Here is a 26066-nt window from a genome sequence, read left to right as displayed (position 1 = left end):
ATTATGCAAAGAGGCTATCCAAAAAATTAGACAGCCTCTTTATGTATTCAGAAATTTCTTTACCTATTAGTTCCCTTTGTTCTCTTTTTCTTCTTTTATGGTTAAGTCTAAAGGGTGTTTCACCTTCTCTTTTAGCAAAGCTATATCGAGAACTTCCTTTATGTCGTCTACATAGTGGAAAGTCAATCCTTTGAGATATAGAGGTTTGATTTCGTCTATATTCTTTTTGTTTTCTTTGCAAAGGATAATCTCTTTTATTCCGGCACGTTTTGCAGCCAGTATCTTTTCACGGATGCCTCCGACGGGAAGAACTTTTCCACGCAGAGTTATTTCTCCGGTCATTGCCAGATTTGGTCTAACCTTGCGTTGGGTAAAAGCCGAAGCCAGCGATGTAACCATTGTTATACCTGCCGACGGCCCATCTTTCGGAATAGCTCCTTCGGGAACGTGTACATGTACATTCCAGTTGTCGAATACCTTTTCGTCGATACCGAGCAATTGCTGTCCGTGCGACTGTAGATATTGGAGTGCAAGTATGGCCGATTCTTTCATCACATCACCCAGATTTCCTGTAAGGGTTAGTTTGCCGCCCTTGCCTTTGTTTAGCGATGTTTCTATAAACAGAATTTCTCCACCTACCGAAGTCCACGCCAAGCCTGTAACGACTCCCGCATATTCGTTACCCTGATATTGATCACGGGTATATTCTACTGCACCCAGATACTCTTGCAAATCATCCGGATCGATCACTTTCTTGTATTCATCGTCAGAAGCTACCTTACGAGCGAGTTTACGCATAATCTTGGCGATCTTCTTGTCCAGTTCACGTACTCCCGATTCGCGGGTATAGTTTTCTACAATTTTTTCTATTGTTTTTTTCGGAATATCGATAGCGTCTTTTGTCAGTCCGTGATTTTCCAATTGTTTAGGTATCAGGTGACGGCGAGCTATTTCTATTTTCTCTTCTATAATGTACCCGCTCACGTCTATCAGTTCCATACGGTCGAGCAATGGCTGAGAGATGGTCGATAGGTTGTTTGCTGTAGCAAGGAACATTACTTTCGATAAATCGTAATCGATATTCAGGTAATTGTCGTGGAATGTTGAATTTTGTTCAGGGTCAAGTACTTCCAACAGTGCAGAAGACGGATCACCTTTAAAATCACTACCTATTTTATCGATTTCATCCAGCACAAACACAGGATTTGAAGAACCGGATTTGAGTATATTCTGAATAATACGTCCCGGCATCGCGCCTATATATGTACGGCGGTGTCCTCGTATTTCCGACTCGTCGTGCAATCCTCCCAAAGACACTCTCACATAGTTGCGGTTGAGTGCTTTTGCTACAGATTTACCTAAGGATGTTTTCCCTACTCCCGGAGGGCCATAAAGACAAATGATCGGCGATTTGAGGTCACCTTTCAGTTTCAGTACGGCTAGATGCTCAATAATACGCTCTTTTACTTTCTCCAAACCAAAGTGATCTTGATCGAGCACCTTCTGAGCATTTTTCAGATTGAAATTGTCCTTCGTGTACTCGCCCCAAGGCAAGTCGAGTATGGTTTCTATATATGTATATTGAGTAGAGTAGTCGGGCGACTGCGGATGCAGGCGTTCGAGCTTTGTTATTTCTTTTTCGAAAATAGCGGCTACATCTTTACCCCACTTCTTCTTTGCTGCTCTCTGTTTAAACTCCTCGAGGTCGGCTTGTTGAGGGCTTCCGCCCAATTCGTCCTGAATTGTTTTTATCTGTTGTTGAAGGAAGTATTCTTTTTGTTGTTGGTTGAGCTCTTCACGCGTTTTCATTTGGATGTTGAGCTTCATCTCCATCATCTGAGTTTCACGATTGAGGATAACCAACAGGCGGTAAGCACGTTCTTTTTCGTCGTCTATTTCCAAGAGAGCTTGCTTCTCCGATCCCGAAACAGGCAGATTTGCACAACAGTAATTTACCAATACCGAAGATACAGTATCCGACTTTATTCGCTGTATGAATTCCTTTGGTGGTTCGCCATACATACGCAGCATGAGTATCATCTGGTCGCGAATAGAATCTAACAGTGCTTTGTATTCTGTGTCTGTCTTGAGAACAGGAACACTTTCCTTGATTTCGTATCTTCCTTTAAGGAACGGTTCGGTTTGTGTCAGTTCTGTCAGGCGAAAACGTTTTTTTCCTTGAAAGATGACAGTCACGTTCTCATCGTCCGGAAGCTCGATTACACGTATAATTTCGCCAATAACGCCTATTGAATACAGGTCGTTGATTTCGGGTTCTTCGTTGTCTGCGTCTTTTTGGCAGACAAGCCCCACGTATTTCCCTTTCAGACGGCTTACACTTTTTATCAGCTTCAACGATTTTTTTCGTGCAACGGATATCGGCATGCTCGTCCCGGGAAAAATAATCGTGTTTCTTAGCGGAAGAATCGCGATTTCTTCTTTCAGGTCGTTTTCATTTATATAGCAATCTCCATCATCGAAGTCATTAGCTATGATCGATATAACCGGTCCATTGTTTTCTTCGAGACTGAGAAAATCTTTCTTTTTACTAAACATATTTATAATCCTTGTTTTTGTTTTTATGCTCCTTTTTACAAGAAGCAGATAAAAATATGGAATAATAACTAACTTTGCTTACATATATAACAAAATTTATGCCATAAATGGTTATAGATTTTTTGAATGAGTGATAGTATAATACATGTAATAAGAAATTATACATTGATTTTACTATAAAAATGTTACTTATATAGATATGCCGAATCCTTATTTCAGGTTCAAAAAGTTTACAGTCTATCACGATCGTTGTGCCATGAAGGTGGGTACAGATGGTGTTTTGCTTGGTGCATGGGTCAATGTTTCGGGCGATAATATTCTGGATATAGGTACAGGTACGGGACTCATTTCGTTGATGATGGCTCAGCGCAACGAAAAAGCTAGAATAGATGCAATAGACATTGACAGCGATGCTGTAAGTCAGGCAAAGGATAATATTGGAAATTCTCCATTTGGTAACCGTATCAATTCTTGGAATGCTTCGTTACAAGTGTTTTGCTCAAAAGCTGAGAAACGATATGATGTGATTGTTTCCAACCCTCCTTTTTTTGTACAATCCTTAAAGTCGCCAAACAAAGAACGTTCTTTGGCACGCCATACCGATAGTTTGCCTGTCGCAGATTTGATCGGCTTATCTGCTCCACTTTTGTCTCAAAGGGGGCGGATGTCTTTTATCTATCCTTTTGATTACAAAGCAGAGCTTATAAAGCTTGCCGAACAATATAAACTATCAGTGTCGCGTATTACCAATGTGTTTCCTACTCCTTATTCTGCACCAAAACGTATTCTGGTAGAACTGTCGAAAGAAGAAGCCACACCAATCGAAAATGACTTGATTATAGAAAAAGCAAGACATGTATATTCAGATGACTTTACTGCTTTATTGAAAGATTTTTATCTGAAAATGTAAATTGATTTTTCGGGTTATACGTTTCGCTATAACTGTTTTCTTACACTACTTTATTTTGCCATCGGGCTCGTGTGAGATATATGATTGAGAATATTAATAGAGGTCCCCAATAAAAGTATTCTACAGTCCAACACCACGCTACAGACATTTCCTTATATATTACTATCCACGACATAGCCACAATGTATATTACCATTGTTATCATTTCCAATATAAGGGCAGCTTGGGTATTTCCTGTTCCAGATATGGAGTTGAATACTACAATACTTAGTGCCGATATCGGTAGCGAGAAAAGTAATACGATGAGAGGCATCACTGTTTCTTCGATAAGTGTTTTCTGATCGATAGGAGCTATGATTGATATCCAAAACTCGGGAGAAATAAATGTTATTCCCATCATGAGAACGATTATTCCCAGGTTTAACAAGCATATTTTCTTCACAAGGGGGATAACTCCTTTTATATTCCCTGCGCCCATCGTATTACCCACAAGTGTGTTGGCGGTGGTGGCCAAAGCATTCATCGGAATAAAGTAAACCATATAGAAACTTCGGACGAGGTTTGTTATTTTGAGCGCATCTTCTGAGTGTTGCTCTATGGCAACGAAGAAGATAAACCATGTAGACATGGAGATGAAATACTGTACCATCGTAAAGGATGATATATTCAGGATGCTTCGGATAATGGATAGCTTGAATTTCATCTTTGCAAAACCATATTTCTTGAAGTCGACGGTTGCAAATGTATATATGGTAAAGAATAGCACAGAGGCTATCTCCGACAATACCGCAGCGATGGCAGCACCTTCAATTCCCATTTCGGGGCAACCGAAGTTTCCGAATATCAGAGCATAGTCGGCTATGATATTTACAACAGCCATTGTGATTGCATTGAATGTCAATACCTTTGTGCGGGCGATTCCTACATAGAATGCGCGGAACATTACGTTGAATGCCGCAAAGAAAAACCCGTAGATGCGTATAGATAAATATCTGTCGATAGCGTCGAATACATCCGGCGATTTGAGGAATGTAGACAGCACCTGATCGATCAGCAGCTGTGACATGAAAAACAGAATAAGGGCAAATACTTGTAAAAACATAAGCCCCTGTATCACGATAGTACCTATCTTATCGTAATTCTTTTCGCCATTGCGGCGGCTGATCATAATCTGCCCACCGATACTGAATCCGAAGCAAAGCGTAAAAATGGCTACATAATATATCCCTGCAAGTCCCGAAGCACTTTGGTATATCCCTGCCAAACCCGGGTGATCGGGATTGACAACATGTCCGAGGAAAAAAGTACCTGTGAGTTGTATAATATTCTGGGCAAGTAATCCTAACATAATAGGAATACTTACCTTCCATATATCTTTATATGTATATGAATGCATAAGTTTAGCTGTTTGCTATTTGCCAATAGCAGAGTTAATACAAATTCCTAAAAATAGGTCTTATTTGATAATCTTGTTAGTCTTAGTGTCAGGAAATACAACCCATGGCTTGAAAGACTTAGCTTCTTCAAACTCCATTTGGGCATAAGACATTATAATAACAATGTCTCCCGGTTGTACTTTGCGGGCGGCAGCTCCATTCAGGCAAATAGCACCCGATCCACGTTCGCCTCTGATGACGTATGTTTCGAGGCGTTCGCCATTGTTATTGTTGACGATCTGGACTTTTTCGCCTTCTATCAGGTTTGCCGCGTCCATCAAATCTTCATCTATCGTGATACTTCCGATATAATTCAAGTTGGCTTCGGTTACAGTAACACGATGTAACTTCGATTTTACAACTTCTATGATCATTTTTTATCTTTATAATTAAGCTTTCGCTTTGTATACAATATTATCTATCAAACGTACATCGCCACAAAATACTGCGATGCATCCTACTATATAATCAGATTCTTGCCAGTTGTTTACCGACTGTAAAGAATCGCCGTCTACTATTTCGTAGTACTCTACATTCAACTCTTCATGTGAATTGAGCTGATTGGTAACTCTGTCTATTACCTCTTTTACGGTCTGGGATTGCATCCATTCCTTACTTTCGAATAAGGTTTTAGATATATTTACAGCCACCTGTTTTTGAGCTGCGTTCAGTCTTTCGTTCCGACTGCTTAGTGCCAGTCCGCTGGGTTCCCGTACTATCGGCATTGGTACAATCTGTACCGGCAACTCCAGTTGCTTGACCATAGCCCTGATTACTGCCAATTGCTGGAAATCTTTTTCTCCAAAATAAGCTTTGTCGGGTTTTACAATGTCGAACAAACGGCTTACAACTTGTGCTACACCGTTGAAGTGTCCGGGGCGATGCACGCCTTCCATCACTTTGTCAATCTGTCCAAAATCGAACTCTCTTGTATCCGGCTCGGGGTATATTTCTTTTTCGGAAGGGGCAAAGACGAAGTCTACGCCTGCTTTTTCCAGAAATAGACAATCTTGTTCCAGGTTGCGCGGATATTTTACAAGATCTTCTTTGTTGTTAAACTGTGTCGGGTTTACAAATACGCTGACAATAGAGATGTCATTGTCTGCGATACATTGTTTTACAAGAGAAATATGACCGTTATGCAGTGCACCCATGGTGGGTACGAATCCTATTTTTTTGTCTTTCAGGCGCAATGGTGCAACAACATCTTGTACCTCTTTTACAGTATTTAATAATCTCATCTTTTTCAAAAATCAAAAGCGGATACAAAGCAACTAAATATTTGTGTAACGACGAAACAATCAGGCTTTTTTGTTTCAATTTTAACGAATAAATCTTCATCAAAACAAGGAAGAAAGACCTTAAATTAAAGGGTTGCAGGATTTTGTCTTGTAAAATTTGCAAAAAACAAGATTTTTTTTTATTATCTTTGTACTTTCAATTCAAGAAACAGAAGAGGATTATAATTAAATGGGTACTAAAAAGATTTTATACATCACGCAGGAGATCACTCCTTACTTGCCGGATTCACCAATAGCAACTAATTGTAGATACTTACCTCAAGCAATACAAGAAAAAGGACAGGAAATAAGAACGTTTATGCCGAAGTTTGGCAGTATAAACGAACGGCGTAATCAGTTGCATGAAGTTATACGCCTATCGGGAATGAATCTTATAATAGATGATACAGACCATCCTCTGATAATAAAAGTGGCATCGATACAGGCTGCCCGCATGCAGATCTACTTTATAGATAATGATGATTACTTCAAACGTAAATATACTGTGGCGGATGATCACGGAGTGGAGTTTGACGACAATGACGAACGAAGCATATTCTATGTGAGGGGTGTATTGGAAACAATAAAAAAACTACGTTGGATACCTGATGTAATCGATTGTCATGGTTGGATGACAGCACTTACAGGTCTTTATATTAAGACAGCGTATGCTGACGACCCTTGTTTCAAAAACTCAAAGGTTGTTTACTCTCTCTATAATGATGACTTTAAGAAGCCGTTCAGCAATAAATTTATCGACAAATTAAAGTTCGACGGAATAAAAGATAAGGAAATCACAGACCTAAAAGGTGTTGTTGATTTCGAGACTCTGGCTAAATTTGCGATTAAAAATGCAGACGGAGTAATACAAAGTGAAGATTTGATCAATAAAGAAGTCCTCGATTTCGCAAGTAAATCAGGTAAAAACTTCCTTCCTTATCAGGGAGATCTGGAAAATTCTGTTGATGCAATCAATAATTTTTACGAGAATCTTTAAAGTATCTAAAATAAAAATAGAAAAATGCTGTTTTATTTCATGAGAACAGCATTTTTTTGGATATTTGAAACCAATTTAATTTAACCCTTAATTTTGAATGAAGAGTAAAGCTTTACTGAGTCTGATAATTACAATCCTGATGGTTGTTTTTATTTCTTGTGATGACGATTTGAACAAGATAGGAAATTCTATACTGCCCGAAGGAGACGATATATTTGTATATGTTGATACTGTTGCCATAACAGCAAGAACCGTATCGCTCGAAGATTCGGTATATGCCAAATCTCAAACAGGGTTATTAGGAAATTATGTAGATCCTGTATTCGGGAACATTAAGTCTGATTACTTATCAGAACTATATTGTCCTGAAAATACTGAGTTTCCACCAAAAACACTTTCTATCGATTCGACTTTCCTGGAAGTGATTTCAGATCAGTATCTGGGTGATAGTATCGCTCCGTTTGGTATAGCTGCATACAAAGCAACACAACCTCTTACCGCTAATTTCTTTACGAATATAGATCCGAAGAAATATTGTGATATGTCGCAACCTCTAGGACAAGGTATATTTACAGTAACTTCTGCTCCGAACAATAGCGGTCAAAGGACGTATTCACTTCGTCTTAAAAAGTCGATGGGGCAAGAGTTTTATGATGAATGGGTGAACTCGAAAGGAGCAACATTCAAAAATTCTGATTCTTTCCGCAAATTCTTTAAAGGTATGTATCTTACATCTACCTTTGGTTCGGGAACAATGATTAGTGCGAGTACTACAATATTTAAGGTATATCTTAAATATAATGGCAGAAATATAGCTGATACCGAAGACTCTGTTCGAGTAGGAATATTTAGAATGGCATTTACGCCCGAAGTGATACAGTTGAACCACATTCAGAACAAAAATCCTGACTACTTGTTTACCAATAATGATACACGTACGTACATGAAAAGCCCGGCGGGAGTATGTACCGAATTGACAATACCTTTGGCCGAAATAATGAAAAAAGCCGAAGAGACAGGCAAGAAAAATAATAAATTGAATGCTGCTAACTTTAAGATTAAAGGATTTACCGAAGAGGAAGAAAAAACCAATTTGGGAAGGCCATCAACTCTTTTGTTTATAAATAAAGATTCTTTGACTAATTTCTTTTCAGATAGAAATAAGAATAGACCGGATGCCAAAACCAGCTTTGTGATGGAGCGGTCGTCGACTAATATTTATAATTTCGTCTATGGAAATATATCAAAGAGTACTGTAAATAATATAGCTAACCTGATTAATCACTATATGGATTATTATAAGGGAAAAGACAATATCCCTGATCTTAAATATTTGGTTATACCTGTTTCGACTAAGACTCAATCGTCTACAACGTCTTCTGGGTCGAGTGTTACTATGTACACAAATGTTTATAACTTAATGACTCCTACATCAGCTATATTCAGAACAGATGCTAATAATATGAAGATGGGGCTTATATTCAGTAACTATAATAGCAGCTCGAAATGATTAGCTAAAAAGATATAGTGTCGAGAAATAAAATAAGATACACAGCCAGAGTATTATTCCTATTGTATATAGGATATCTGGGCTGTGTATCTTATTTTGTACATAGCCACGTCTACAATGGAGTGGTTTATGTGCACTCACATCCATATAAGAAGCTGGCAAAAGATGGCGACGATAACAGGCAACTGCCATTCGAAACTCATCATCATACCTCAGCCGGTTTCTTTACTTTCAATCAGTTATCCAATCTAGCTTCTTTTGAGGCTGTGTCTTCCTATATCGGTGATATATACATTCCCGAGATAATCTTTACATACAAGCAGGTAATACTAAAGGATGTAATTCCTCCTGTTCTGTATTCTGCCAACTATAGAGCACCCCCTTCGTTTCTATCCTGAGACAATATAAAGTCTAATTATGAGGAATCGTTTTCCTCCTTGTGATTGAAGTGTTCATGCTTCAATCTCTATTCATTTAACTTATTCCCAAAAAAGTGTAATGCAAATTTCTTCGACGAGATTTGTGTTGCCAATACATCATACAAAATGGTGCATTACTGCATTGTTATTGTACCATATTATATATTTTAATCAATATGAAAAAGATTATACTTTTGTCATTCTATATACTATATGCTATAAGTTCTATAGCGCAATTGAAAACGTCATTCATCAAAGGGCATGTGCTCGATGGACAAACCGAAGAGCACCTTCCGGGTGTAACCGTTTATATCGATAAAACCAACCATGTTGCCGTAACAGACGAGACAGGTCATTTCTCCATCGACAGAATGTCCGCAGGGACATATATTCTGGTAACGCAGTATATAGGATATGCTCCCATAAGGCAAGAGGTAACTATAGGGCAGGGCGTTACCAGAAATGTGACCATGTATATAGAACCCGAGAATCAGCAGCTCGGCGAAATTGCAGTAACAGCATCATTGAGGGCTCTCAATCGGAAAATTTCGCCTGTGGTGGTAAACGAGCTTACAACAAAAACATTTGAGGCTACCAACTCCGTATCGCTTTCGCAAGGCTTGAATTATATGCCGGGCTTGCGTGTAGAGACTAATTGCCAGAATTGCGGTACACAAGAAGTTCGTATCAATGGATTGGAAGGTCAGTACTCCCAAATGCTTATTGACGGACAAGCTGTATTTACATCCCTGTCTAAAATGTATGGATTAGAACAGATGCCGACCAATATGATAGAACAAGTCGAAGTAATCAGAGGTGGTGGCTCTGTTCTATATGGCGCAAATGCAATAGGCGGAGTTATTAATGTGATAACAAAAGAGCCGGAGAAGAATTCTTATCAAGCAAAATACAATATGTCTTTGATAGACGGAAAATCGGCTGATAATATCCTGTCTCTCAACTCTTCATTTGTAGACCGAACGAAGACTTCGGGTATTTCATTATTTGCTAATATGCGCCATCGTAATGCGTGGGATGCCAACGATGATGGTTTCTCCGAAATTGGAAAAAATAAGGCGACATCTATTGGCTTCCGCAGTTTTACAAAGCCTACTTTAAACGATAAGCTCACGCTCGAATATCACTATATCTCCGAGTACAGAAGGGGAGGAGATAATCTCAATCGCCCACCCCACGAAGCCGAGATAGCCGAGACTACAGATTATAGTATACATGCCGGGAGCGTGGGGTATATACATTCGAGTGACGATAACAAGCGTAAGCTGACTGTGAATGGCTCTATACAAAAGACAGGCAGAGATAGTTATTATGGCGGTGGTCGTGATCTGAATGGCTATGGTAATACATCCGAACTGGCAGCTGCAGGTACTGTTCGTTACGAGGTGAATACCGATAAATTGCTGTTTATGCCTGCTAAGTTTACTGTAGGTTTTACACAAGAGTATACAAACCTTCATGATACGATTCATAGCCGGAATATGAAGCAAATTCTGAATGTAAGCAGCCTCTATGCGCAGAATGAGTGGCGCGACGACAAGCTAACTTTCATTGTAGGTATAAGAGGTGATAAGCATAATAAATTGAATAATGTAAATATCATTCCCCGTTCGAGTATAAGATACAGAGTGGGAGAGAAGGTGAATCTGCGTGCAGCGTATTCGATGGGATACAGAGCTCCTGAAATAATAGCTTCTGATCTGGATGTACCTGTTATTGGAGGAAAGGCTACGATTACTGTTCTTGGTGAAAACCTGAAACGCGAATATTCGAATGCTATCAATGGAGGATTTGATTATACTTTGTTTAATAATAAGTTTTATTCCTATTTTCTTGTCGAAGGATTTTATAATAAGATAAACCGGGTATTTATAGTAGAAGAAACAGGAACCGACGCTATGGGTAATATTATAATGACCCGCAAGAATGGTGATGGTGCATACGTATATGGGCTAAATCTGGAAACAACAATACAGCCTATCGATTGGCTTGAGCTGCAAGGTGGATTTACTTGGCAGAGAAGCCGCTATACAGAACCTGTAAGCTGGTCTTCAGAGTCGTATGTAGAACCTGTGAAGAAGATGCTCCGATCACCTGATACGTATGGATTCTTTTCTGCAACCGCTACACCTAAGAGAAGCTATGCCGTCTCCTTGTCGGGAGTGTATACCGGCTCTATGTTGGCTCCCCACTTTTCCGGTGCAGAAGGTGTTGAAAAAGATGTGACTGTAAAAACACGCAGCTTTGTGGATATGACCGTGAAGCTGTCTTATTTCTTCAATCTGAATGCTACTAACAAAGTGGAGATTAATGGCGGAATACAGAATATGTTCAATCAGATACAGAAAGATTACGACAAAGGCCCTAACAGGGATTCTGAATATATTTACGGACCATCATTGCCTCGTACATTCTTTATTGGTCTTAAGATAAGTTCTATATAAATATAAATGTGTCTCAAGGATGGTGTAAGACTCTTGAGACACATTTTTCTTCAAATTTCCTTTTTATTCTCGACTTTTCAATTTTTTATTTAATAAGATAAAAGAAAATATAAATTGATATTTTTAAACCGCCGATGATGATTCGATTAGATTAAAAATACTTAATCTCAAACTCGGTTTTACCGCATTTGTGTCATATTCTAAGATTTTGATGCTATCTTTGTGAAGCTGAGAGGGACTCTTAACTATAAAAAAATGAAACCTTATAGTTTTTCCCTGTTGACAGACAGGGTGTTCCACTAATATATAGTTAATGGTATATATCATTATAAAAGGATTATTTATTGGTTTTTTATCTTCTGCTCCTATGGGGCCTGTTGGTATGCTGTGTATTCAGCGTACTCTGAACGAAGGAAAGAAGCAAGGGTTGATAACCGGACTCGGAGCGGCTGTGGGTGATATGCTGATAGCATTGCTTGCTATTATTGCAGCTTTAGGTCTAGGGTTCAGTACCGAATTTATTCAACAACACGAAGGTCCTCTTAAGATTGTGGGTAGTATTGTTCTTATTGCTTTCGGGTATGTAGTTTTCAATAAAAACCCGTCGAAAAGCCTTACAAAACTAAAAGAAAATGCTATGTCTTTCTGGAAGGTCTTTGCATCTTCGCTAGGACTTACCGTTTCCAATATCGCTACATTATTTCTTTATATAGCCCTGTTTGCTCGCTTCAATGTGATTGATGCAGATAAGCCTTTCGGGTACGATCTTCTTACCATATCTTTTATCGGTATCGGAGCTATGTTGTGGTGGTTGCTGGTCACTTACTTTGTTAATAAACTGCGATCCCGCTTCAATCCCAGAGGGCTTCAGATATTTAATAAGATCATAGGAGTGTTATTGGTAGGTTTGGGTGTAGCCGGTATTATTACAGGTACACTGATGGGGATCGATATCTTCTAGCTTAATTCCGCTTCAATCTTTTAATTTGATCGTTATCCCATAATAACGAGACATAAGCACTTCCGAGTATGGGTCTTCTCCGTGGATGTACGAACTGCCGTTGTATCGTGTAAATTCACAATAATCTAAACCTTCTTCTTTTGCTTGTTTTATAGTGGCTTCACGTTGAGCTACGATCTTACTGTACGAATTGATTTCTTTCCAACTGAGATAAAAGGTAAATAAGAAAGCCATCAGTGATATTGATATTACGATAAGTCTTATTTGCTTCAAGAATACGTTTTTGTAATCCAGATTGTAAAGGCAGATGCCTATGGCAATAATAAGGAAAGTGACAACCCCAAAGAGTGCTCTGCGTGGGAATGTAGGTGAAGCCAGCATGGCATATACTGCTGCAATAGCCGCTACTGCATATATGAGCACAAGCTTCATTTTGTCCTTTCTATCTCCTCTCGAAAAACGACTGAAAGTGATAATGGAAATGAGAGTAATAAGAAAAAGAGGTCCACTATAATAAAAAAGTGTCAGCGTCCACATAAATAGGCGGTAACTTAAGTTGTATAGGCTGAATGATGTAGATTCTCCAGCTCTTACAAAGTTTCCCGGAGCAGCTATCATGATGATAAAGCCTATAATAGCTCCGGCAAATCCCGCAATAGCCCAAACAGGAATAGCCCACTTCTGTGAACGATAATATATGAAAAAGCCTATAACAATCACTAACATTGCAGCCGCTGTGTTTTCGTTTGTCCATCCGGCTAGTATTCCCAGTATGAAAATACACACAGAGTAAAAAGCTTGTAATATAGGCCTTGATACTCTTCCAGTGTACAGCCTGAAGGGCAAAAGGAATAGTAAAATTAGCCATGTTCCCCAAAGGTAGTTGGCAGAGCCTGTCAGCCAAAAGACGGTGTCTCCAAGTACGGGCTGCAAGAACCAAACCCCCAGATTGACCATTAAAAATAAAAGAATACTATTCTTTGCACTTCCTTTTATGTGCAGGTAGATTAAGGATATATAGCTTAAATAAACTAGTGTATTTAGTAAATCGGCTATATATTTAGGCAGCATTAGCAGTACTTGTGCAATAAAATGAACAACGGAGCGTCCACCCCACATGTAGTAATGGTTGATTTGCGAATGTATAATATCCTTGATGGAAGTGATACGGCCATCTTCACCATAAATGAAGAGGTATGCAAAGTCATCGGATATAATAGGAGTCAGCCTGTTTAGTGAATATATAGCTGTGAAACAGATTACTATCACAACTATCCAACACGTCCTTGTCTTTGTTTTGGTGTTGCTGATAGAGTGCAAGAGTTTCTCTGTGTTGTTGTATATTCTCCGAACAAGATATACTCCATCGTCGAAGCTATTCTTCTGGGCGTACATGAAGTTATTGTAAGTTTGCTACAAAAATACAATAAAAAACAAAAGCAGCAAGACGATTTGTCTTGCTGCTTTGTTATTATTATTGAAAAATGCTTTATCCGCATTTTGATGCACCACAGTTTGTACATTTCATACAACCTTCTTGATACACCAATGTCTCTAGTCCACAGACAGGACATTTTTGACCTTTGGCTTCTGTTTCATTCGGTAGGTATTTCTTCAGCGCACGTTCAACACCATTCTTCCATGTGTTGATAGTTTCGCTGTTGAGTTCAAGTCCCTGAACAAGTTTTACAACCTGATCGATGGGCATTCCGTAACGCAAGACTCCCGATATCAGTTTGGCGTAGTTCCAGAACTCCGGGTTGAACTTGCCGTTCAATCCTTCGATTGTTGTTTTATAACCTCTCTTATTCTTAAACTGGAAGTCGTATGAACGTTGACCTTCGTCGTTCATTGTTTTGATAATCACACCTTGATTGATGTTCTTCGGAAGCACAAGGCCTTCGTCATCGTCCGACAATCCGGTAAAGATCTCGTAAGGGCGTCCGTCTAATAAGCCGATGAAAGCAATCCATTTTTCCTTGTTGTTTTGGAATTTGATGACATCCGCAGCCAGTTCACGAGGACGTTCCATTACTATCTGAGGGCGTTCGTAGCAGTCTCCGCAGTCTTCTTCCTCCTTTTTGCTGTCGTTGGCAATAAGAACTCCGGCGCGTGATCCGTCACGGTACACAGTACATCCTTTACATCCGCTTTTCCAAGCTTCTATATAGAGCTGGTTCACGAGGTCTTCCGAAACATCAGATGGCAGGTTGATGGTTACGCTGATAGAGTGGTCTACCCACTTTTGGATGCGTCCCTGCATTTTTACTTTCTGTAGCCAGTCTACATCGTTTGAAGTAGCCTTGTAGTAAGGAGATTCGGCAACCATCTTGTCTATTTCTTCATTTGTATATCGTTTGGCAGCAGGATATCCTTTGCTTTCCATCCATGTCACAAACTTATGGTGGAATACGACATATTCTTCCCAAGAGTCTCCGTTTTCGTCAACAAAGTCTACACGGACTTCCTTGTCGTTCGGATTCACTTTGCGGCGGCGTTTATACACCGGGAGGAATACCGGCTCGATACCTGATGTCGACTGTGTCATCAAGCTCGTTGTTCCTGTAGGTGCTACTGTAAGACATGCTATGTTGCGACGTCCGTATTTTTCCATGTCTTTGTATAGCTTCGGATCAACTTCAGCCAAACGATTGATGAAAGGATTGTTTCTTTCACGTTCGATGTCGAATATTTCGAATGCTCCACGTTCCTTCGCCAGTTCCACAGAGGCACGGTATGCAGCAATAGCCAGTGTGCGGTGTACTTCTTCGGCAAAAGTTGTAGCCTCTTCTGTTCCGTAGCGCAAGCCCATAGCGGCAATCATGTCGCCCTCGGCTGTGATACCTACTCCTGTACGACGGCCTTGTAGTGTTTTCTTACGAATTTTTTCCCATAGATGTCTTTCAGGCCATTTAACTTCTTCGTTCTCAGGGTCGATTTCTATTTTGTTCAGGATCTTATCTATCTTTTCGGTTTCAAGATCGATAATATCGTCCATGATTCGTTGTGCCAGTCCTACGTGTTTTTTGAATAGTTCGAAGTCGAAATATGCATCTTCTTTGAATGGATTCACTACGTATGAATATAAATTGATTGCCAATAGACGGCAGCTGTCATAAGGACAAAGAGGGATCTCGCCACATGGATTTGTAGATATAGTCTTGAATCCAAGGTCTGCATAGCAGTCAGGCACAGATTCTCTGATAATGGTATCCCAAAACAATACTCCCGGTTCGGCCGATTTCCATGCGTTGTGAACTATCTTTTTCCACAGCTCGGTAGCATCGGTCTCTTTTACTGTAGTCGGGTTGTCCGAGTCTATCGGGTATTGCTGTGTATACGGTGTTCCGTCTACTACTGCTTGCATAAAGGCATCGTCTATCCTCACCGAAACATTGGCACCGGTAACCTTTCCTTCTATCATTTTGGCATCAATGAATGATTCCGAGTCCGGGTGCTTGATCGATACGCTAAGCATAAGAGCTCCACGGCGTCCGTCTTGAGCGACTTCACGTGTAGAGTTGGAATATCTTTCCATAAAAGGGACAAGTCCGGTAGATGTAAGAGCTGAGTTCTTTACCGGTGATCCTTTAGGGCGTATGTGTGATAAATCGTGTCCAACACCTCCACGGCGTTTCATCAGTTGTACTTGTTCTTCGTCAACGCGGATAATAGCCCCGTATGAATCCGATGATCCATCCATGCCGATAACAAAACAGTTCGACAATGATGCTATTTGATAGTCATTACCTATCCCTGTCATTGGGCTTCCTTGCGGCACAATATATTTAAATTGGTCAAACAAGTCGTATAGCTCTTGGGTGGTGAGTCCATTTTTATATTTTGATTCTATACGGCCTATTTCGTTCGCCAATCTCCAATGCATATCTTCGGGCGATTGTTCGTAGATATTGCCTGTCGCATCTTTTAGGGCGTATTTATTAACCCATACTTTAGCGGCTAGCTCATCACCGTTAAAGTAATCAAGTGCGGCTTTATACGCCTCGTCAAAAGTGTAAACCTTCTGTGCCATTTGTTTATGTTTTTTTTATATAAATTATTTCGTCTGTTTCTCTTGATTTTTTTTGTTAATGCAATATTACAGATTATGTGATGATGAAACAAATTTTGCAATATATATTTATTAACAAAGTAAAAAGTTTTCCGTTTTAAAATTTAATTACCTGAAAATTAGATATGTAAAAATTGTATATTGTGGAAAAGTTTTCCATTTTGTTTTTCAGTGTATAATAAATAGAACAAGATGTGGAAGATAATGTTTAAGAAAAAAGCAAAAAAAATAATCAGAAAGATCTTTTTAACCTTTCCGATTATTTGTAAAATATGTTATTTTCTGATAAGTTACTCTGCTGCTATCAGTTCCGGATCAATCATGATACGACCACAATATTCGCAAACGATAATTTTCTTACCGATTTTGATATCCATTTGTTTTTGTGGTGGAATTTTGTTGAAGCAACCCCCGCAAGCACCACGCTCTATACATACAACAGCCAAACCGTTGCGTGCACTTTTGCGAATTCTCTTGAAGGCTTGTAATAAACGAGGTTCTACTTCGGCCTCGATATCTTTCACTTCGTCGCGAAGTTGTTCTTCTTGTTGTTTTGTTTCAGATACAATGCCATCCAGTTCTTCTTTCTTTTGAGCAAGGTCGGCAGCACGTTCGCTAAGAAAAGCTTTACTCTTTTCTATTTGCTCAGCAAGGCTTTTTGAATCTTGGCTAAATTCGCGGATGCGTTTTTCGGATAACTCAATCTCCAATGTTTCGAACTCTATCTCTTTGCTGAGGTGATCGAACTCACGGTTGTTGCGAACATTATCAAGCTGTTCTTTGTATTTTGCAATTTTAAGCTCGCTGTCTTTTGCTTTTTGCTTTTGATGCGAAATCGCAGTTTCAGCTTCTTTTAATTCAGCCTCGTGTTTTTTGATACGAGTTTCCAATCCGATGATTTCATCTTCAAGGTCGGCTACTTCAAGAGGAAGTTCTCCACGTAGGATTTTGATATTATCTATTTCAGATAGTTTCAGCTGTAGATGATAAAGCGTATGTAGCTTTTCTTCTACCGTTACTTCTTTTTCTGTCGGTTTTTTTGCCATAAGATATTTTTGTTTATTGAATTTCTATCATAAAAAAATGCAGTAATCGAATAGCTTCAACTATCTTCTTACTACATCATCCGTAATAAGCGGGAGTGTGTCACCGCCTGATTACAAATATTTTACAGGATTTACGTCAAACCCTGACATATATACTGCAAAGGTAGGATATTTTTTTGAAATAATATCGAAAAAAATATTCTTTGTGAAAATTTCAGACTCGTAATGTCCTATCACTGCAAGCAATATTTTGTCTTCCACGTCATAGAAGTCGTTGTACTTAGCTTCTCCCGTGATGAAAATATCGGCGCTGTAAGAAACTGCTTTCGGAATAAGAAATGCCCCGCTGCCGCTGCATATAGCCACATCGCGTATGGGGGTGCCACGCAAAGGCGAGTGTTGCAGCATATTGAGGTGGAATGTGTCTTTGAGCAAGTATAAGAAATCTTCTTCGTCCATCTCTTCGGGCAGCGTACCCACGATACCGCTTCCGGCTTTACTCCACTCGTTTTGTAAAGCGTAGAAATCGTATGCGGGTTCTTCGTAGGGATGTACCGAGATGAGTGCGCGCAAAACTTCCGACCGCTTGTATACAGGCAATACCATTTCGATGCGTGTCTCGGGTTCGGTGTGCAATTCGCCTATTTCGCCACAGTAGGGCTTGGCTTCATCACCTGCTCTGAATGTTCCTTCTCCTGTAATATTGTAGCTGCACGAGTCGTAGTTGCCTATCGATCCGGCTCCTGCATTGAACAATGTATTGCGCAAAAGCTCGGCATGTGAATGTGGAACAAAGGTTACAAGCTTAAGTAGTTTGTCCTTTTGCGGATCAAGAATCCTTACATGTTGCAGGTTGAGCATATCAGCCAAATACTGATTAATTCCTTCCGAGGCATTATCCAGATTGGTATGGGCTGCATATACAACGATGTCGTGCTTGCATGCCTTTATCATGCAGCGTTCGATATAATTTTTGCCTGTGAGAGATTTGAAGCTGCGGAACGCCAGAGGATGGTGCGATATGATCAGATTGCAGCCTAAGGCTATCGCTTCGTCCATTACGGCCTCGGTGACGTCTATACAAACAATTGCGCCTTTGGCTTCCTGATGTATATCTCCTATTTGCACTCCACTATTATCAAATCCTTCCTGCAAAGGAATAGGGGCAATCTGTTCTATGACATGCAGAATATCTTTAATCTTCATCGCTCGCTGTATTTGTATAAACATTAGGTTATAACAAAGATATAATAGAAAATGAAATATTACATCATTTATATAGATCAGGAGAAATAAAAAAGCAACTCTCCCTTATAGAAGGAAGAATTGCTTTTTATTTATCTAAATAATATTGAGATTAATCGAACATTTTTCTGAAATGAGTGAATATCTTCTCTTTTACCGATTTGCTAGGCTGAAAGTTAGGAGAGTTTTCCAATCCTGTGAGGGTTTCTTTCTCGCTGTCGCTCAGGTTTTCGGGAATATAGACACTGATGTTTATCAACAAGTCTCCCGTGCCGTATCTGTTGATGCTTGGCAGACCTTTATTTTTGAGTCGCAAAACCTTACCCGGCTGTGTTCCCGGTTCTATCGTTACCTTTACCTTTCCGTCTATAGTAGGTACAACGACATTACCACCCAATGCGGCTGTAGAAACACTCAGCAGTAGGTTGTAAACTATATCATTGTCGTCTCTGAACAACTCAGGATGCGGTTCTTCTTCTACCAAGATAAGCAAGTCGCCATTTATACCACCATGGCGGGCTGCATTTCCCTTACCACTCATCGATAGTTGCATGCCTTCTGCTACTCCGGCAGGAATGTTGATGGTTATCACTTCTTCTTCGCGGGTGATACCTTCTCCGGCACAGTGAGCACATTTTTTCGTAATGGTCTTTCCTTCACCGTTACATGTCGGACATGTAGATTGTGTTTGCATTTGCCCCAAAATGGTGTTCATCACACGAGTAACAACACCCGAGCCTTTACAGGTCGAACATGTTTCGTAGGCTGTGCCTTTGTCTGCTCCTGTACCTTTACAGTGCGTACAAGAAACAAATTTGTTTACTTTTATCTTTTTCTCTACGCCCGATGCGATATCTTTCAGAGATAATTTGACTTTTACACGAAGGTCTGAACCTCTGTTTGTTCTAGGGCCACGTTGACCGCCAAACCCGCCAAATCCTCCTCCAAAGTGCCCGCCGAATATATCGCCAAACTGAGAGAATATGTCATCCATCGAGAATCCTCCTGCGCCGCCAAATCCGCCCGGAGCTTCGTGTCCATATCTGTCATATTTGGCACGTTTCTGCTCGTCGCTCAGTATTTCGTAGGCTTCGGCAGCTTCCTTAAATTTTTCTTCTGCCTCACTGTTTCCCGGGTTTTTGTCGGGGTGATACTGAATTGCTTTTTTGCGATATGCTTTTTTTATTTCCTCAGATGTTGCGGTCTTGGTTACCTCTAGCACTTCGTAGTAGTCTCTCTTTGTTGCCATCGAAATATTCTTGTTTTATTTTGCAACAATTACTTTAGGATATCTGATGATTTTATCATCGAGTGTGTATCCTTTCTGTATACTGTCTATGATTTTGTCTTTGTCTTCTTCGCTCTGAGCCGGAATAGTAGTTACCGCCTCATGCTTATCGGTGTCGAATGCATGACCGATGGTTTCTATCTCTTTTACTCCGTGCTTGGTAAGGAAGCTTGAAAACTTGCTGTATATAAGATCTATACCTTCTTTTACAGCATCTATGTCTTCCGTTTTAGAGATGTTGTCTAATGCTCTCTCAAAGTCATCGACTACCGCTATGATGTCAAGCAACACTCTTTCGCTACCTGATTTAAGCAGCTCGGCTTTTTCTTTCAATGTACGTTTGCGATAGTTGTCGAATTCAGCATTAAGGCGCAGGTAAGAGTTGTTGAGCTCATTGTATTTTGCTTCCCAATCGGTCACATTGTCACTTGCTTCGTCTCCTGCATTTTCTTCTGTCTGATTATTTGTCAGATTGTCTGTTTCTACAAATTCATCTCTTTCAAGATCTTTATCAGAAATATCCTCTTTCATATTTTATATTTATTTTATTTTCAGCTAATAACAAAGATATTGTCAACAAATTAACAAGCGTAATTTATTGTATCCAAATTGATGTTGATAAGTATATAGCAAAAGGCTTGCCAAAATTCTTATGGAGTCTCAATTTTCAAATAAAATATCCATTGTACTGCAAAGGAATATATAGATTATCTTTGTTGTACTGAACGGATTGATATATCCTTAAATTGTCAAGTTTTATTTTTTTTTGAGATATATAAAAAGTAAATGCAACGAAAAAGACTCGTATTGCATCATAATATTATAGGAGATGAACTTGCTTATTTCTATTCAGAAAGTGTTGCTAAAATAAAAACATCTAGTTTGAAAAAATAATATATTGCTAATAAAGACCCCCAAAGTGTATAGACTATGAAACATAAAATGCTACTTATACTGTTGTTCGTTGGTTTTGTTTTCACATCTTGTGATAATGATAATTTTGAATACGAAGATAGATTTAAGGATAGTCAGGAAGCATGGAGTCGTTTTAAGAAACAAACCAATAATACATACGAATATACAACAACCGGAGGTACATGGGTTGGTTATTCCTGGCAAACGACTATCACTATTTATGATGGCAAAGTAAATAGGCGAAGCTTTAAATATACCGGCTATCCGAGTGAAGTAAATGCTAATCTTGAATTGGAGTGGACTGAAAACGTATTAGAACTAGGTAGTCATAAAAATACGCCGGCATCGGATGTTTTAACTCTCGATGAAGTTTATGAAAAGGCAAAACAAGACTGGTTGAAAAAAAGAAAAGATACGCAAACTTATTTTGAAACAAAAAACGAAGGAATGATTTCCTTGTGTGTTTATAGTGAAAATAACTGCGCTGATGATTGTTTCAGAGGAATTAGTATTGCAAATATCAAAGGAGTAGTTGTTGATTGAGAATCTGTTTTTTTAATATTTATGTAACATTTAAAAAATATTAGCGTATAACTAAATGTGTGAACATTCTTGTTTTTGTAGTGTTTTAGAATATAATTTATAGAAAGATATTCCTTTTTCACATATAAGTATCTTTGTACACAGAAGCGTGTTTGTATGTTGTTGTTTTCTGAACAGAACGGAGTCTTGCTTGTAGACTGTTAAGTCTTAGGCGCTTCATTCTGTTCAGAGACAACTAAATTCTTCTCCTTAGCAAGCCTTAAGGGAATCCTTCGTATAATGTTCCTTTTTCTATAAAAAGACTTCGTATTCAACGAAAGTGAAAAAATACAAACAATTCTTATCTTTTTATTGTTGTTGTTAGAAACAAGTAGCTGGATGAATCAGTATTTTTTATCTTTGCATTGTTTACAAACTGGAAAGGAATTATAAACAATTACGCAAATGGAACTTTCGTCTTTACTATCTCCTATCAATATAACATTAGCAACTTTGTTGGTCGCATCTTTTTTCTTCATGCGAGGAAAGGTTCGTTCAGATCTTGTGGCTGTATGTGCTCTGCTCATATTGGCATTAACCGGAGTGTTGACTCCTACCGAAGCATTAGCCGGTTTTTCTAATTCGGTTGTAATTATGATGATTGGTCTCTTTGTCGTAGGAGCCGGTATTTTCCGCACAGGGCTGGCAAAGATGATAAGTAGCAAAATACTTCAGACCGCAGGGCAGAATGAGAATAAACTATTTATTCTGGTCATGTTGGTTACGGCTTCTATCGGAGCTTTTGTGAGTAATACGGGCACTGTGGCCGTGATGATGCCTATTATTGTGAGTATGGCTGCGAGTGCCAATATAAGTCCACGTCGTTACCTTATGCCTTTGGCTTTTGCCAGTAGTATGGGGATGTTTACGTTGATTAGTACACCTCCCAATCTTGTGATTCAGAATGCGCTTGTTGATGCCGGATATGAGGCTTTATCCTTTTTCTCGTTTGCGCCTATCGGTTTCATTGCGTTGGGTATTGGTGTTGTCGTTCTCTTCTTCTTGAGCAAGCTGCTTGTTTCAAAGAGTGATTCATCATCGGGCAAGAAGAAAGAAGGAAAATCTTTGGTTGAATTGGCTCAGGAATACCAACTGCAACAACAATCGTACAAGGTAGAGGTAAAGTCTGATTCGCCATTGTTGAACAAAACGCTTGCCGAACTAAAGATTGCTTCAACCTACGATATCAGTATCAGTAAAATTATACGTAAGAATGGTAATTCGAGATTCAGAAAAAAGTTTATAGAGGAGGTTGCAGGCCCCAAGTCGGTAATATTGCNNATATATTGCCTCGGAGATATAGAAAATATAGAAAGATTTGTTTCTGATAATGATCTCCATTTGGAGAAAAAAACCGATGAAACTCCATTCGCAGGATTTCAGGAGTCGGGTATTGCAGAGGTCTTTATTATGCCTAATTCCAGATTGATAAATCGTACAATTTCTGAAATTAGTTTCAGGGAAGAGTATAATGTAAATGTATTGGGTATTCAGCGTCAGAATGAATATAAGATGCGGGATATTAAAGATACTAAGTTGCATTCGGGGGATGCTCTTTTGATACAGGGTACTTGGAAAGATTTGGCAAATTTAGACAACAGGCAAGATGATCTGGTGCTTGTAGGTCAACCATTGAAAGAGGCCGCTAAAGTAACATTGGATCAGAATGCTCCTATTGCAGCCGGGATAATGATATTGATGGTATTGGCAATGGTGTTAGAGATTCTCCCTTCGGTGATTGCTATTATGTTAGCTGCTGTGCTGATGGTGGTAACGGGCTGTCTTCGTAATATGGAAGAAGCGTATAATAGTATAAACTGGGAAAGTGTAGTACTGATTGGTGCAATGTTGCCGATGGCTACTGCTTTTCAGAATACAGGAGTAGATACTCTTATCTCGGGTTCTTTAGTTAATCATTTGGGAGATATGGGCCCTTATGCATTGCTTGCGGGGATTTACTTTTGTACGTCTTTGCTCACTATGTTTATAAGTAATACTGCCACAGCTGTGTTGTTTACACCTATAGCCTTGAAGGCTGCAGAGGGGATGGGGGTGAGTCCTTATCCATTCTTGTTTGCTGTAGCAGTTGCGGCCAGTATGTGTTTTGCTTCTCCATTCTCAACTCCACCCAATGCATTAGTAATGACTGCGGGACGTTATACCTTTATGGATTATATGAAGGTCGGCTTGCCTTTGCAAGTGATTATGGGAATAATTATGATACTGGCTCTTCCTTTATTGTTTCCTTTCTAAAACGATTTAATTGATTTTATCTTCAAGGAACTTTACTATCTGCTCGAGGTAGAGAGCGTCCGTTTTGTCGAAATGATTGAGATGTTCACTGTCTACATCTAAAACGGCAATCACGTCGTTATGGTTGAATAGAGGCACTACTATTTCGGACTGCGAAGCGGCATCACAAGCTATATGCCCGGGGAATTCGTTAACATTCTCTACTATAACCGTTCGCTTTTCTTTCCATGCTGTGCCGCAAACGCCTTTGCCGTATTTGATTCGGGTACAGGCTATTGTTCCTTGGAATGGGCCGAGCACGAGTTCCTCTCTTTTTACTATATAGAACCCTACCCAGAAAAATCCAAATGTCATTTTCAAGGCCGCAGATATATTTGCCATATTGGCAATAGTGTCTGTCTCCCCTTCGAGTAAGCCTTTTAGCTGGGGTAGGAGAGTGAGGTATTTCTCTTCTTTGGAAGAAGTGGATATGTGGAGAGAGTGTGACATGATTAAATTAATTTATTTTATTATAAATTTTCCAACTATGGCATCCCCCTTTACTGAACAGAAAATCGACAACTTTCCCTCTTAATTTGTCTAGAGCATTAATTACATTTATTCGTTTTTGGGGATCTACAATAAATATAATAAATCCTCCCCCTCCTGCTCCGGATATTTTACCTGTAAAAGCTCCAGCATTTAAAGCAATATCAAAAATTTCATCAATATAGCTATTTGATATAGAACTGGCCATTCTTTTCTTATCTTCCCACGCTTTACCTAAAATTTTTGAAAACTGAGTAATATCACCTTTTAAAATAGCTTCTTTCATATCTATAGAACTTTGTTTAATTCTATGCATAGCTTCAATCGCCTCCATATTTTTTGAAGAGGTATTCTTTTTCTGCTCATCAATAATTTTTGCTGATTCTCTAGATGCTCCTGTATAATAAAGGACGATGGATGCTTCAAGCTCATCGATAATCCATTGTTTTATTCTCAACGGATTTACTATAACTTGATCATTGTTTCTAAATTCCATGAAATTGAAACCTCCAAAAGTTGCAGCATATTGATCCTGTTTTCCTCCACTAAGATTAAGTTCGATTCGTTCTATTTCATATGCTAATCTAGCTATCTCATATTCACCTAATGGAAGATTATACCATTCCGCAAATGCTTTAATTATAGAAACAACCATAGTTGATGAAGAACCTAAACCGCTTCCGGGAGGAGCATCAGAATAGGTTGTTAAAGAAAATGATTGAGGCTTNATATTATAATCTTTTACAATTCTGTTATATACAGCTTTGTGAAGATCTAAGTCGCCATTTATAGGTAATGTTTTAGAGACAGGATAATCGGCAAATTTATTTATATCTGGAGCATTAATTGATATTAATCCATTATCAGTTTCTTCAATAGTACAATATGCATATAAACTTATTGTGGCATTTAGAATTAATCCTCCATACTCATCACTATAGGGAGAAACATCACTTCCTCCACCTGCTAGGCCCAATCGTAATGGGGCTTTAGAACGTATGATCATTGCTTATTTTTTGAAGGTTTTAGGTCTTTAAATATAATTTCTTCCACAATACAACATATAATATGTCCGATTAAAATATGAGATTCTTGGATTCGTGGAGTCTCTAAAGACGGCACTTTTAGTGTTAAATCACAGAGATTATTCATCTTGCCTCCATTCTGTCCTGTTAACCCAATACTATAGATGTCTTTTTTCCTACATTCTTCTAAAGCTAAAAGAATATTTTCAGAATTACCAGAGGTACTAAAACCAATAAATACATCACCTTCATTGCCTTGTGCTTGCACCTGTCTTGCAAAAAGTTTTTCATATCCATAGTCATTACCTATGGCTGTTAATATAGAAGTATCTGTACTTAATGCAATCGCGGGTAAACCTGGACGGTCAAAATAAAAGCGGCTAACAAATTCGCCAGCAATATGTTGTGCATCAGCAGCGCTTCCGCCATTTCCTGCGAGTAAAGTTTTCTTGTTATTCTGATAGGCTCTAGTTATTATATCAGCTGCTTTCTGTATATCAAGCAGAAATAACTCATCAGATAAAATTAATTGTTTAACATCAATAGAAGTCTGTATTTGGGATGCAATAACTTTTCTCATA

21 protein-coding genes are annotated in these 26066 nt (G+C 39.0%); 8 read left to right on the top strand and 13 right to left on the bottom strand.

Features of this window, described 5'->3' with window-relative positions:
* Window positions 1-66 precede the first annotated feature (66 nt).
* Window positions 67-2556, bottom strand: a complete 2490-nt coding sequence (gene lon, locus B3P17_RS02385) for an endopeptidase La (RefSeq protein WP_252638555.1) — start codon at window positions 2554-2556, stop codon at window positions 67-69.
* A gap of 199 nt (window positions 2557-2755) precedes the next feature.
* Here lon and B3P17_RS02380 point away from each other — a divergent pair, with 199 nt between their 5' ends.
* On the top strand, window positions 2756-3466 hold the full coding sequence (locus B3P17_RS02380; RefSeq protein ID WP_252638556.1) for a tRNA1(Val) (adenine(37)-N6)-methyltransferase: 711 nt from the start codon (window positions 2756-2758) through the stop codon (window positions 3464-3466).
* A 40-nt stretch (window positions 3467-3506) separates the two neighbouring features.
* Here the strand turns inward: B3P17_RS02380 and B3P17_RS02375 are convergent, their stop codons facing one another.
* The 3 genes from B3P17_RS02375 to panC are packed head-to-tail and all read right to left on the bottom strand — an operon-like array spanning window position 3507 to window position 6143.
* Complete coding sequence (locus tag B3P17_RS02375; RefSeq protein ID WP_291103080.1) at window positions 3507-4862, bottom strand: MATE family efflux transporter; 1356 nt, start codon at window positions 4860-4862, stop codon at window positions 3507-3509.
* 60 nt (window positions 4863-4922) lie between these two features.
* On the bottom strand, window positions 4923-5276 hold the full coding sequence (panD, locus tag B3P17_RS02370; RefSeq protein ID WP_006843338.1) for an aspartate 1-decarboxylase: 354 nt from the start codon (window positions 5274-5276) through the stop codon (window positions 4923-4925).
* Between the two features lie 15 nt (window positions 5277-5291).
* Entirely contained in the window at window positions 5292-6143 is an 852-nt protein-coding gene (gene panC / locus B3P17_RS02365) for a pantoate--beta-alanine ligase (protein WP_252638558.1), read from the bottom strand.
* A 229-nt stretch (window positions 6144-6372) separates the two neighbouring features.
* On the opposite strand from panC, the gene B3P17_RS02360 reads away from it, so the two are divergent.
* The 5 genes from B3P17_RS02360 to B3P17_RS02340 all read left to right on the top strand — a co-directional run bounded on the left by B3P17_RS02360 (window position 6373) and on the right by B3P17_RS02340 (window position 12531).
* Window positions 6373-7179 (top strand): glycogen/starch synthase, encoded by an 807-nt coding sequence (locus B3P17_RS02360; RefSeq protein WP_252638559.1) that lies wholly within the window; start codon window positions 6373-6375, stop codon window positions 7177-7179.
* A gap of 97 nt (window positions 7180-7276) precedes the next feature.
* Window positions 7277-8689 carry a DUF4270 domain-containing protein gene (locus tag B3P17_RS02355; RefSeq protein WP_252638560.1) on the top strand — a complete coding sequence of 471 codons (1413 nt, stop codon included), beginning with the start codon at window positions 7277-7279 and terminating at the stop codon, window positions 8687-8689.
* Between the two features lie 17 nt (window positions 8690-8706).
* Window positions 8707-9087, top strand: coding sequence for a hypothetical protein (locus B3P17_RS02350; RefSeq protein ID WP_252638561.1), 381 nt, complete (start codon window positions 8707-8709; stop codon window positions 9085-9087).
* A 197-nt stretch (window positions 9088-9284) separates the two neighbouring features.
* Complete coding sequence (locus B3P17_RS02345; RefSeq protein WP_252638562.1) at window positions 9285-11570, top strand: TonB-dependent receptor; 2286 nt, start codon at window positions 9285-9287, stop codon at window positions 11568-11570.
* A 313-nt stretch (window positions 11571-11883) separates the two neighbouring features.
* A complete protein-coding gene (locus B3P17_RS02340) occupies window positions 11884-12531 on the top strand; it encodes a LysE family translocator (RefSeq protein ID WP_006843332.1) in 648 nt (215 codons plus the stop codon).
* Between the two features lie 12 nt (window positions 12532-12543).
* Here the strand turns inward: B3P17_RS02340 and B3P17_RS02335 are convergent, their stop codons facing one another.
* The 6 genes from B3P17_RS02335 to B3P17_RS02310 form a co-directional block, all read right to left on the bottom strand.
* Window positions 12544-13926, bottom strand: coding sequence for a DUF3329 domain-containing protein (locus B3P17_RS02335; RefSeq protein ID WP_291103070.1), 1383 nt, complete (start codon window positions 13924-13926; stop codon window positions 12544-12546).
* A 94-nt stretch (window positions 13927-14020) separates the two neighbouring features.
* Window positions 14021-16564 carry an adenosylcobalamin-dependent ribonucleoside-diphosphate reductase gene (locus tag B3P17_RS02330; protein WP_252638564.1) on the bottom strand — a complete coding sequence of 848 codons (2544 nt, stop codon included), beginning with the start codon at window positions 16562-16564 and terminating at the stop codon, window positions 14021-14023.
* A gap of 329 nt (window positions 16565-16893) precedes the next feature.
* Entirely contained in the window at window positions 16894-17649 is a 756-nt protein-coding gene (locus tag B3P17_RS02325) for a zinc ribbon domain-containing protein (RefSeq protein ID WP_252638565.1), read from the bottom strand.
* A gap of 111 nt (window positions 17650-17760) precedes the next feature.
* Window positions 17761-18855 (bottom strand): Nif3-like dinuclear metal center hexameric protein, encoded by a 1095-nt coding sequence (locus B3P17_RS02320; RefSeq protein WP_252638566.1) that lies wholly within the window; start codon window positions 18853-18855, stop codon window positions 17761-17763.
* Between the two features lie 151 nt (window positions 18856-19006).
* A complete protein-coding gene (dnaJ, locus tag B3P17_RS02315) occupies window positions 19007-20143 on the bottom strand; it encodes a molecular chaperone DnaJ (RefSeq protein ID WP_135104783.1) in 1137 nt (378 codons plus the stop codon).
* 15 nt (window positions 20144-20158) lie between these two features.
* A complete protein-coding gene (locus B3P17_RS02310; RefSeq protein ID WP_252638567.1) occupies window positions 20159-20713 on the bottom strand; it encodes a nucleotide exchange factor GrpE in 555 nt (184 codons plus the stop codon).
* Between the two features lie 399 nt (window positions 20714-21112).
* On the opposite strand from B3P17_RS02310, the gene B3P17_RS02305 reads away from it, so the two are divergent.
* Window positions 21113-21640, top strand: coding sequence for a hypothetical protein (locus B3P17_RS02305; protein WP_291103063.1), 528 nt, complete (start codon window positions 21113-21115; stop codon window positions 21638-21640).
* A 471-nt stretch (window positions 21641-22111) separates the two neighbouring features.
* Window positions 22112-23932 (top strand): SLC13 family permease, encoded by a 1821-nt coding sequence (locus B3P17_RS02300; RefSeq protein WP_291103125.1) that lies wholly within the window; start codon window positions 22112-22114, stop codon window positions 23930-23932.
* A gap of 6 nt (window positions 23933-23938) precedes the next feature.
* On the opposite strand, the gene B3P17_RS02295 is transcribed toward B3P17_RS02300, so the two are convergent.
* The 3 genes from B3P17_RS02295 to B3P17_RS02285 all read right to left on the bottom strand — a co-directional run bounded on the left by B3P17_RS02295 (window position 23939) and on the right by B3P17_RS02285 (window position 26065).
* Entirely contained in the window at window positions 23939-24421 is a 483-nt protein-coding gene (locus tag B3P17_RS02295; RefSeq protein ID WP_252638569.1) for a GAF domain-containing protein, read from the bottom strand.
* A 7-nt stretch (window positions 24422-24428) separates the two neighbouring features.
* Window positions 24429-25466: a dehydrogenase gene (locus B3P17_RS02290; RefSeq protein ID WP_291103060.1), complete on the bottom strand. Its 1038-nt coding sequence runs from the start codon at window positions 25464-25466 to the stop codon at window positions 24429-24431.
* On the bottom strand, window positions 25463-26065 hold the full coding sequence (locus B3P17_RS02285) for a D-sedoheptulose-7-phosphate isomerase (RefSeq protein ID WP_252638571.1): 603 nt from the start codon (window positions 26063-26065) through the stop codon (window positions 25463-25465). The genes B3P17_RS02290 and B3P17_RS02285 overlap by 4 nt, the downstream gene beginning before the upstream one ends.
* Between the last annotated feature and the right edge of the window lies 1 nt (window position 26066).

It is taken from the genome of Dysgonomonas sp. UBA7630, from assembly GCF_002483985.1.
Classification (GTDB): Bacteria; Bacteroidota; Bacteroidia; order Bacteroidales; family Dysgonomonadaceae; genus Dysgonomonas.
The sequence above is the reverse complement of the archived record's forward strand: the minus strand, read 5'-3'. Positions and strand labels throughout refer to the sequence as shown.

What these genes read in the sequence shown, in the direction of transcription:
- panD (WP_006843338.1), bottom strand. Translation starts at nt 5,276, where the DNA reads ATGATCATAGAAGTTGTAAAATCGAAGTTACATCGTGTTACTGTAACC.
- B3P17_RS02340 (WP_006843332.1), top strand. Translation starts at nt 11,884, where the DNA reads ATGGTATATATCATTATAAAAGGATTATTTATTGGTTTTTTATCTTCT.
- B3P17_RS02330 (WP_252638564.1), bottom strand. Translation starts at nt 16,564, where the DNA reads ATGGCACAGAAGGTTTACACTTTTGACGAGGCGTATAAAGCCGCACTT.
- B3P17_RS02345 (WP_252638562.1), top strand. Translation starts at nt 9,285, where the DNA reads ATGAAAAAGATTATACTTTTGTCATTCTATATACTATATGCTATAAGT.
- B3P17_RS02380 (WP_252638556.1), top strand. Translation starts at nt 2,756, where the DNA reads ATGCCGAATCCTTATTTCAGGTTCAAAAAGTTTACAGTCTATCACGAT.
- B3P17_RS02320 (WP_252638566.1), bottom strand. Translation starts at nt 18,855, where the DNA reads ATGAAGATTAAAGATATTCTGCATGTCATAGAACAGATTGCCCCTATT.
- B3P17_RS02375 (WP_291103080.1), bottom strand. Translation starts at nt 4,862, where the DNA reads ATGCATTCATATACATATAAAGATATATGGAAGGTAAGTATTCCTATT.
- B3P17_RS02305 (WP_291103063.1), top strand. Translation starts at nt 21,113, where the DNA reads ATGAAACATAAAATGCTACTTATACTGTTGTTCGTTGGTTTTGTTTTC.
- lon (WP_252638555.1), bottom strand. Translation starts at nt 2,556, where the DNA reads ATGTTTAGTAAAAAGAAAGATTTTCTCAGTCTCGAAGAAAACAATGGA.
- B3P17_RS02355 (WP_252638560.1), top strand. Translation starts at nt 7,277, where the DNA reads ATGAAGAGTAAAGCTTTACTGAGTCTGATAATTACAATCCTGATGGTT.
- dnaJ (WP_135104783.1), bottom strand. Translation starts at nt 20,143, where the DNA reads ATGGCAACAAAGAGAGACTACTACGAAGTGCTAGAGGTAACCAAGACC.
- B3P17_RS02285 (WP_252638571.1), bottom strand. Translation starts at nt 26,065, where the DNA reads ATGAGAAAAGTTATTGCATCCCAAATACAGACTTCTATTGATGTTAAA.
- B3P17_RS02360 (WP_252638559.1), top strand. Translation starts at nt 6,373, where the DNA reads ATGGGTACTAAAAAGATTTTATACATCACGCAGGAGATCACTCCTTAC.
- B3P17_RS02295 (WP_252638569.1), bottom strand. Translation starts at nt 24,421, where the DNA reads ATGTCACACTCTCTCCACATATCCACTTCTTCCAAAGAAGAGAAATAC.
- panC (WP_252638558.1), bottom strand. Translation starts at nt 6,143, where the DNA reads ATGAGATTATTAAATACTGTAAAAGAGGTACAAGATGTTGTTGCACCA.
- B3P17_RS02335 (WP_291103070.1), bottom strand. Translation starts at nt 13,926, where the DNA reads ATGTACGCCCAGAAGAATAGCTTCGACGATGGAGTATATCTTGTTCGG.
- B3P17_RS02310 (WP_252638567.1), bottom strand. Translation starts at nt 20,713, where the DNA reads ATGAAAGAGGATATTTCTGATAAAGATCTTGAAAGAGATGAATTTGTA.
- B3P17_RS02325 (WP_252638565.1), bottom strand. Translation starts at nt 17,649, where the DNA reads ATGGCAAAAAAACCGACAGAAAAAGAAGTAACGGTAGAAGAAAAGCTA.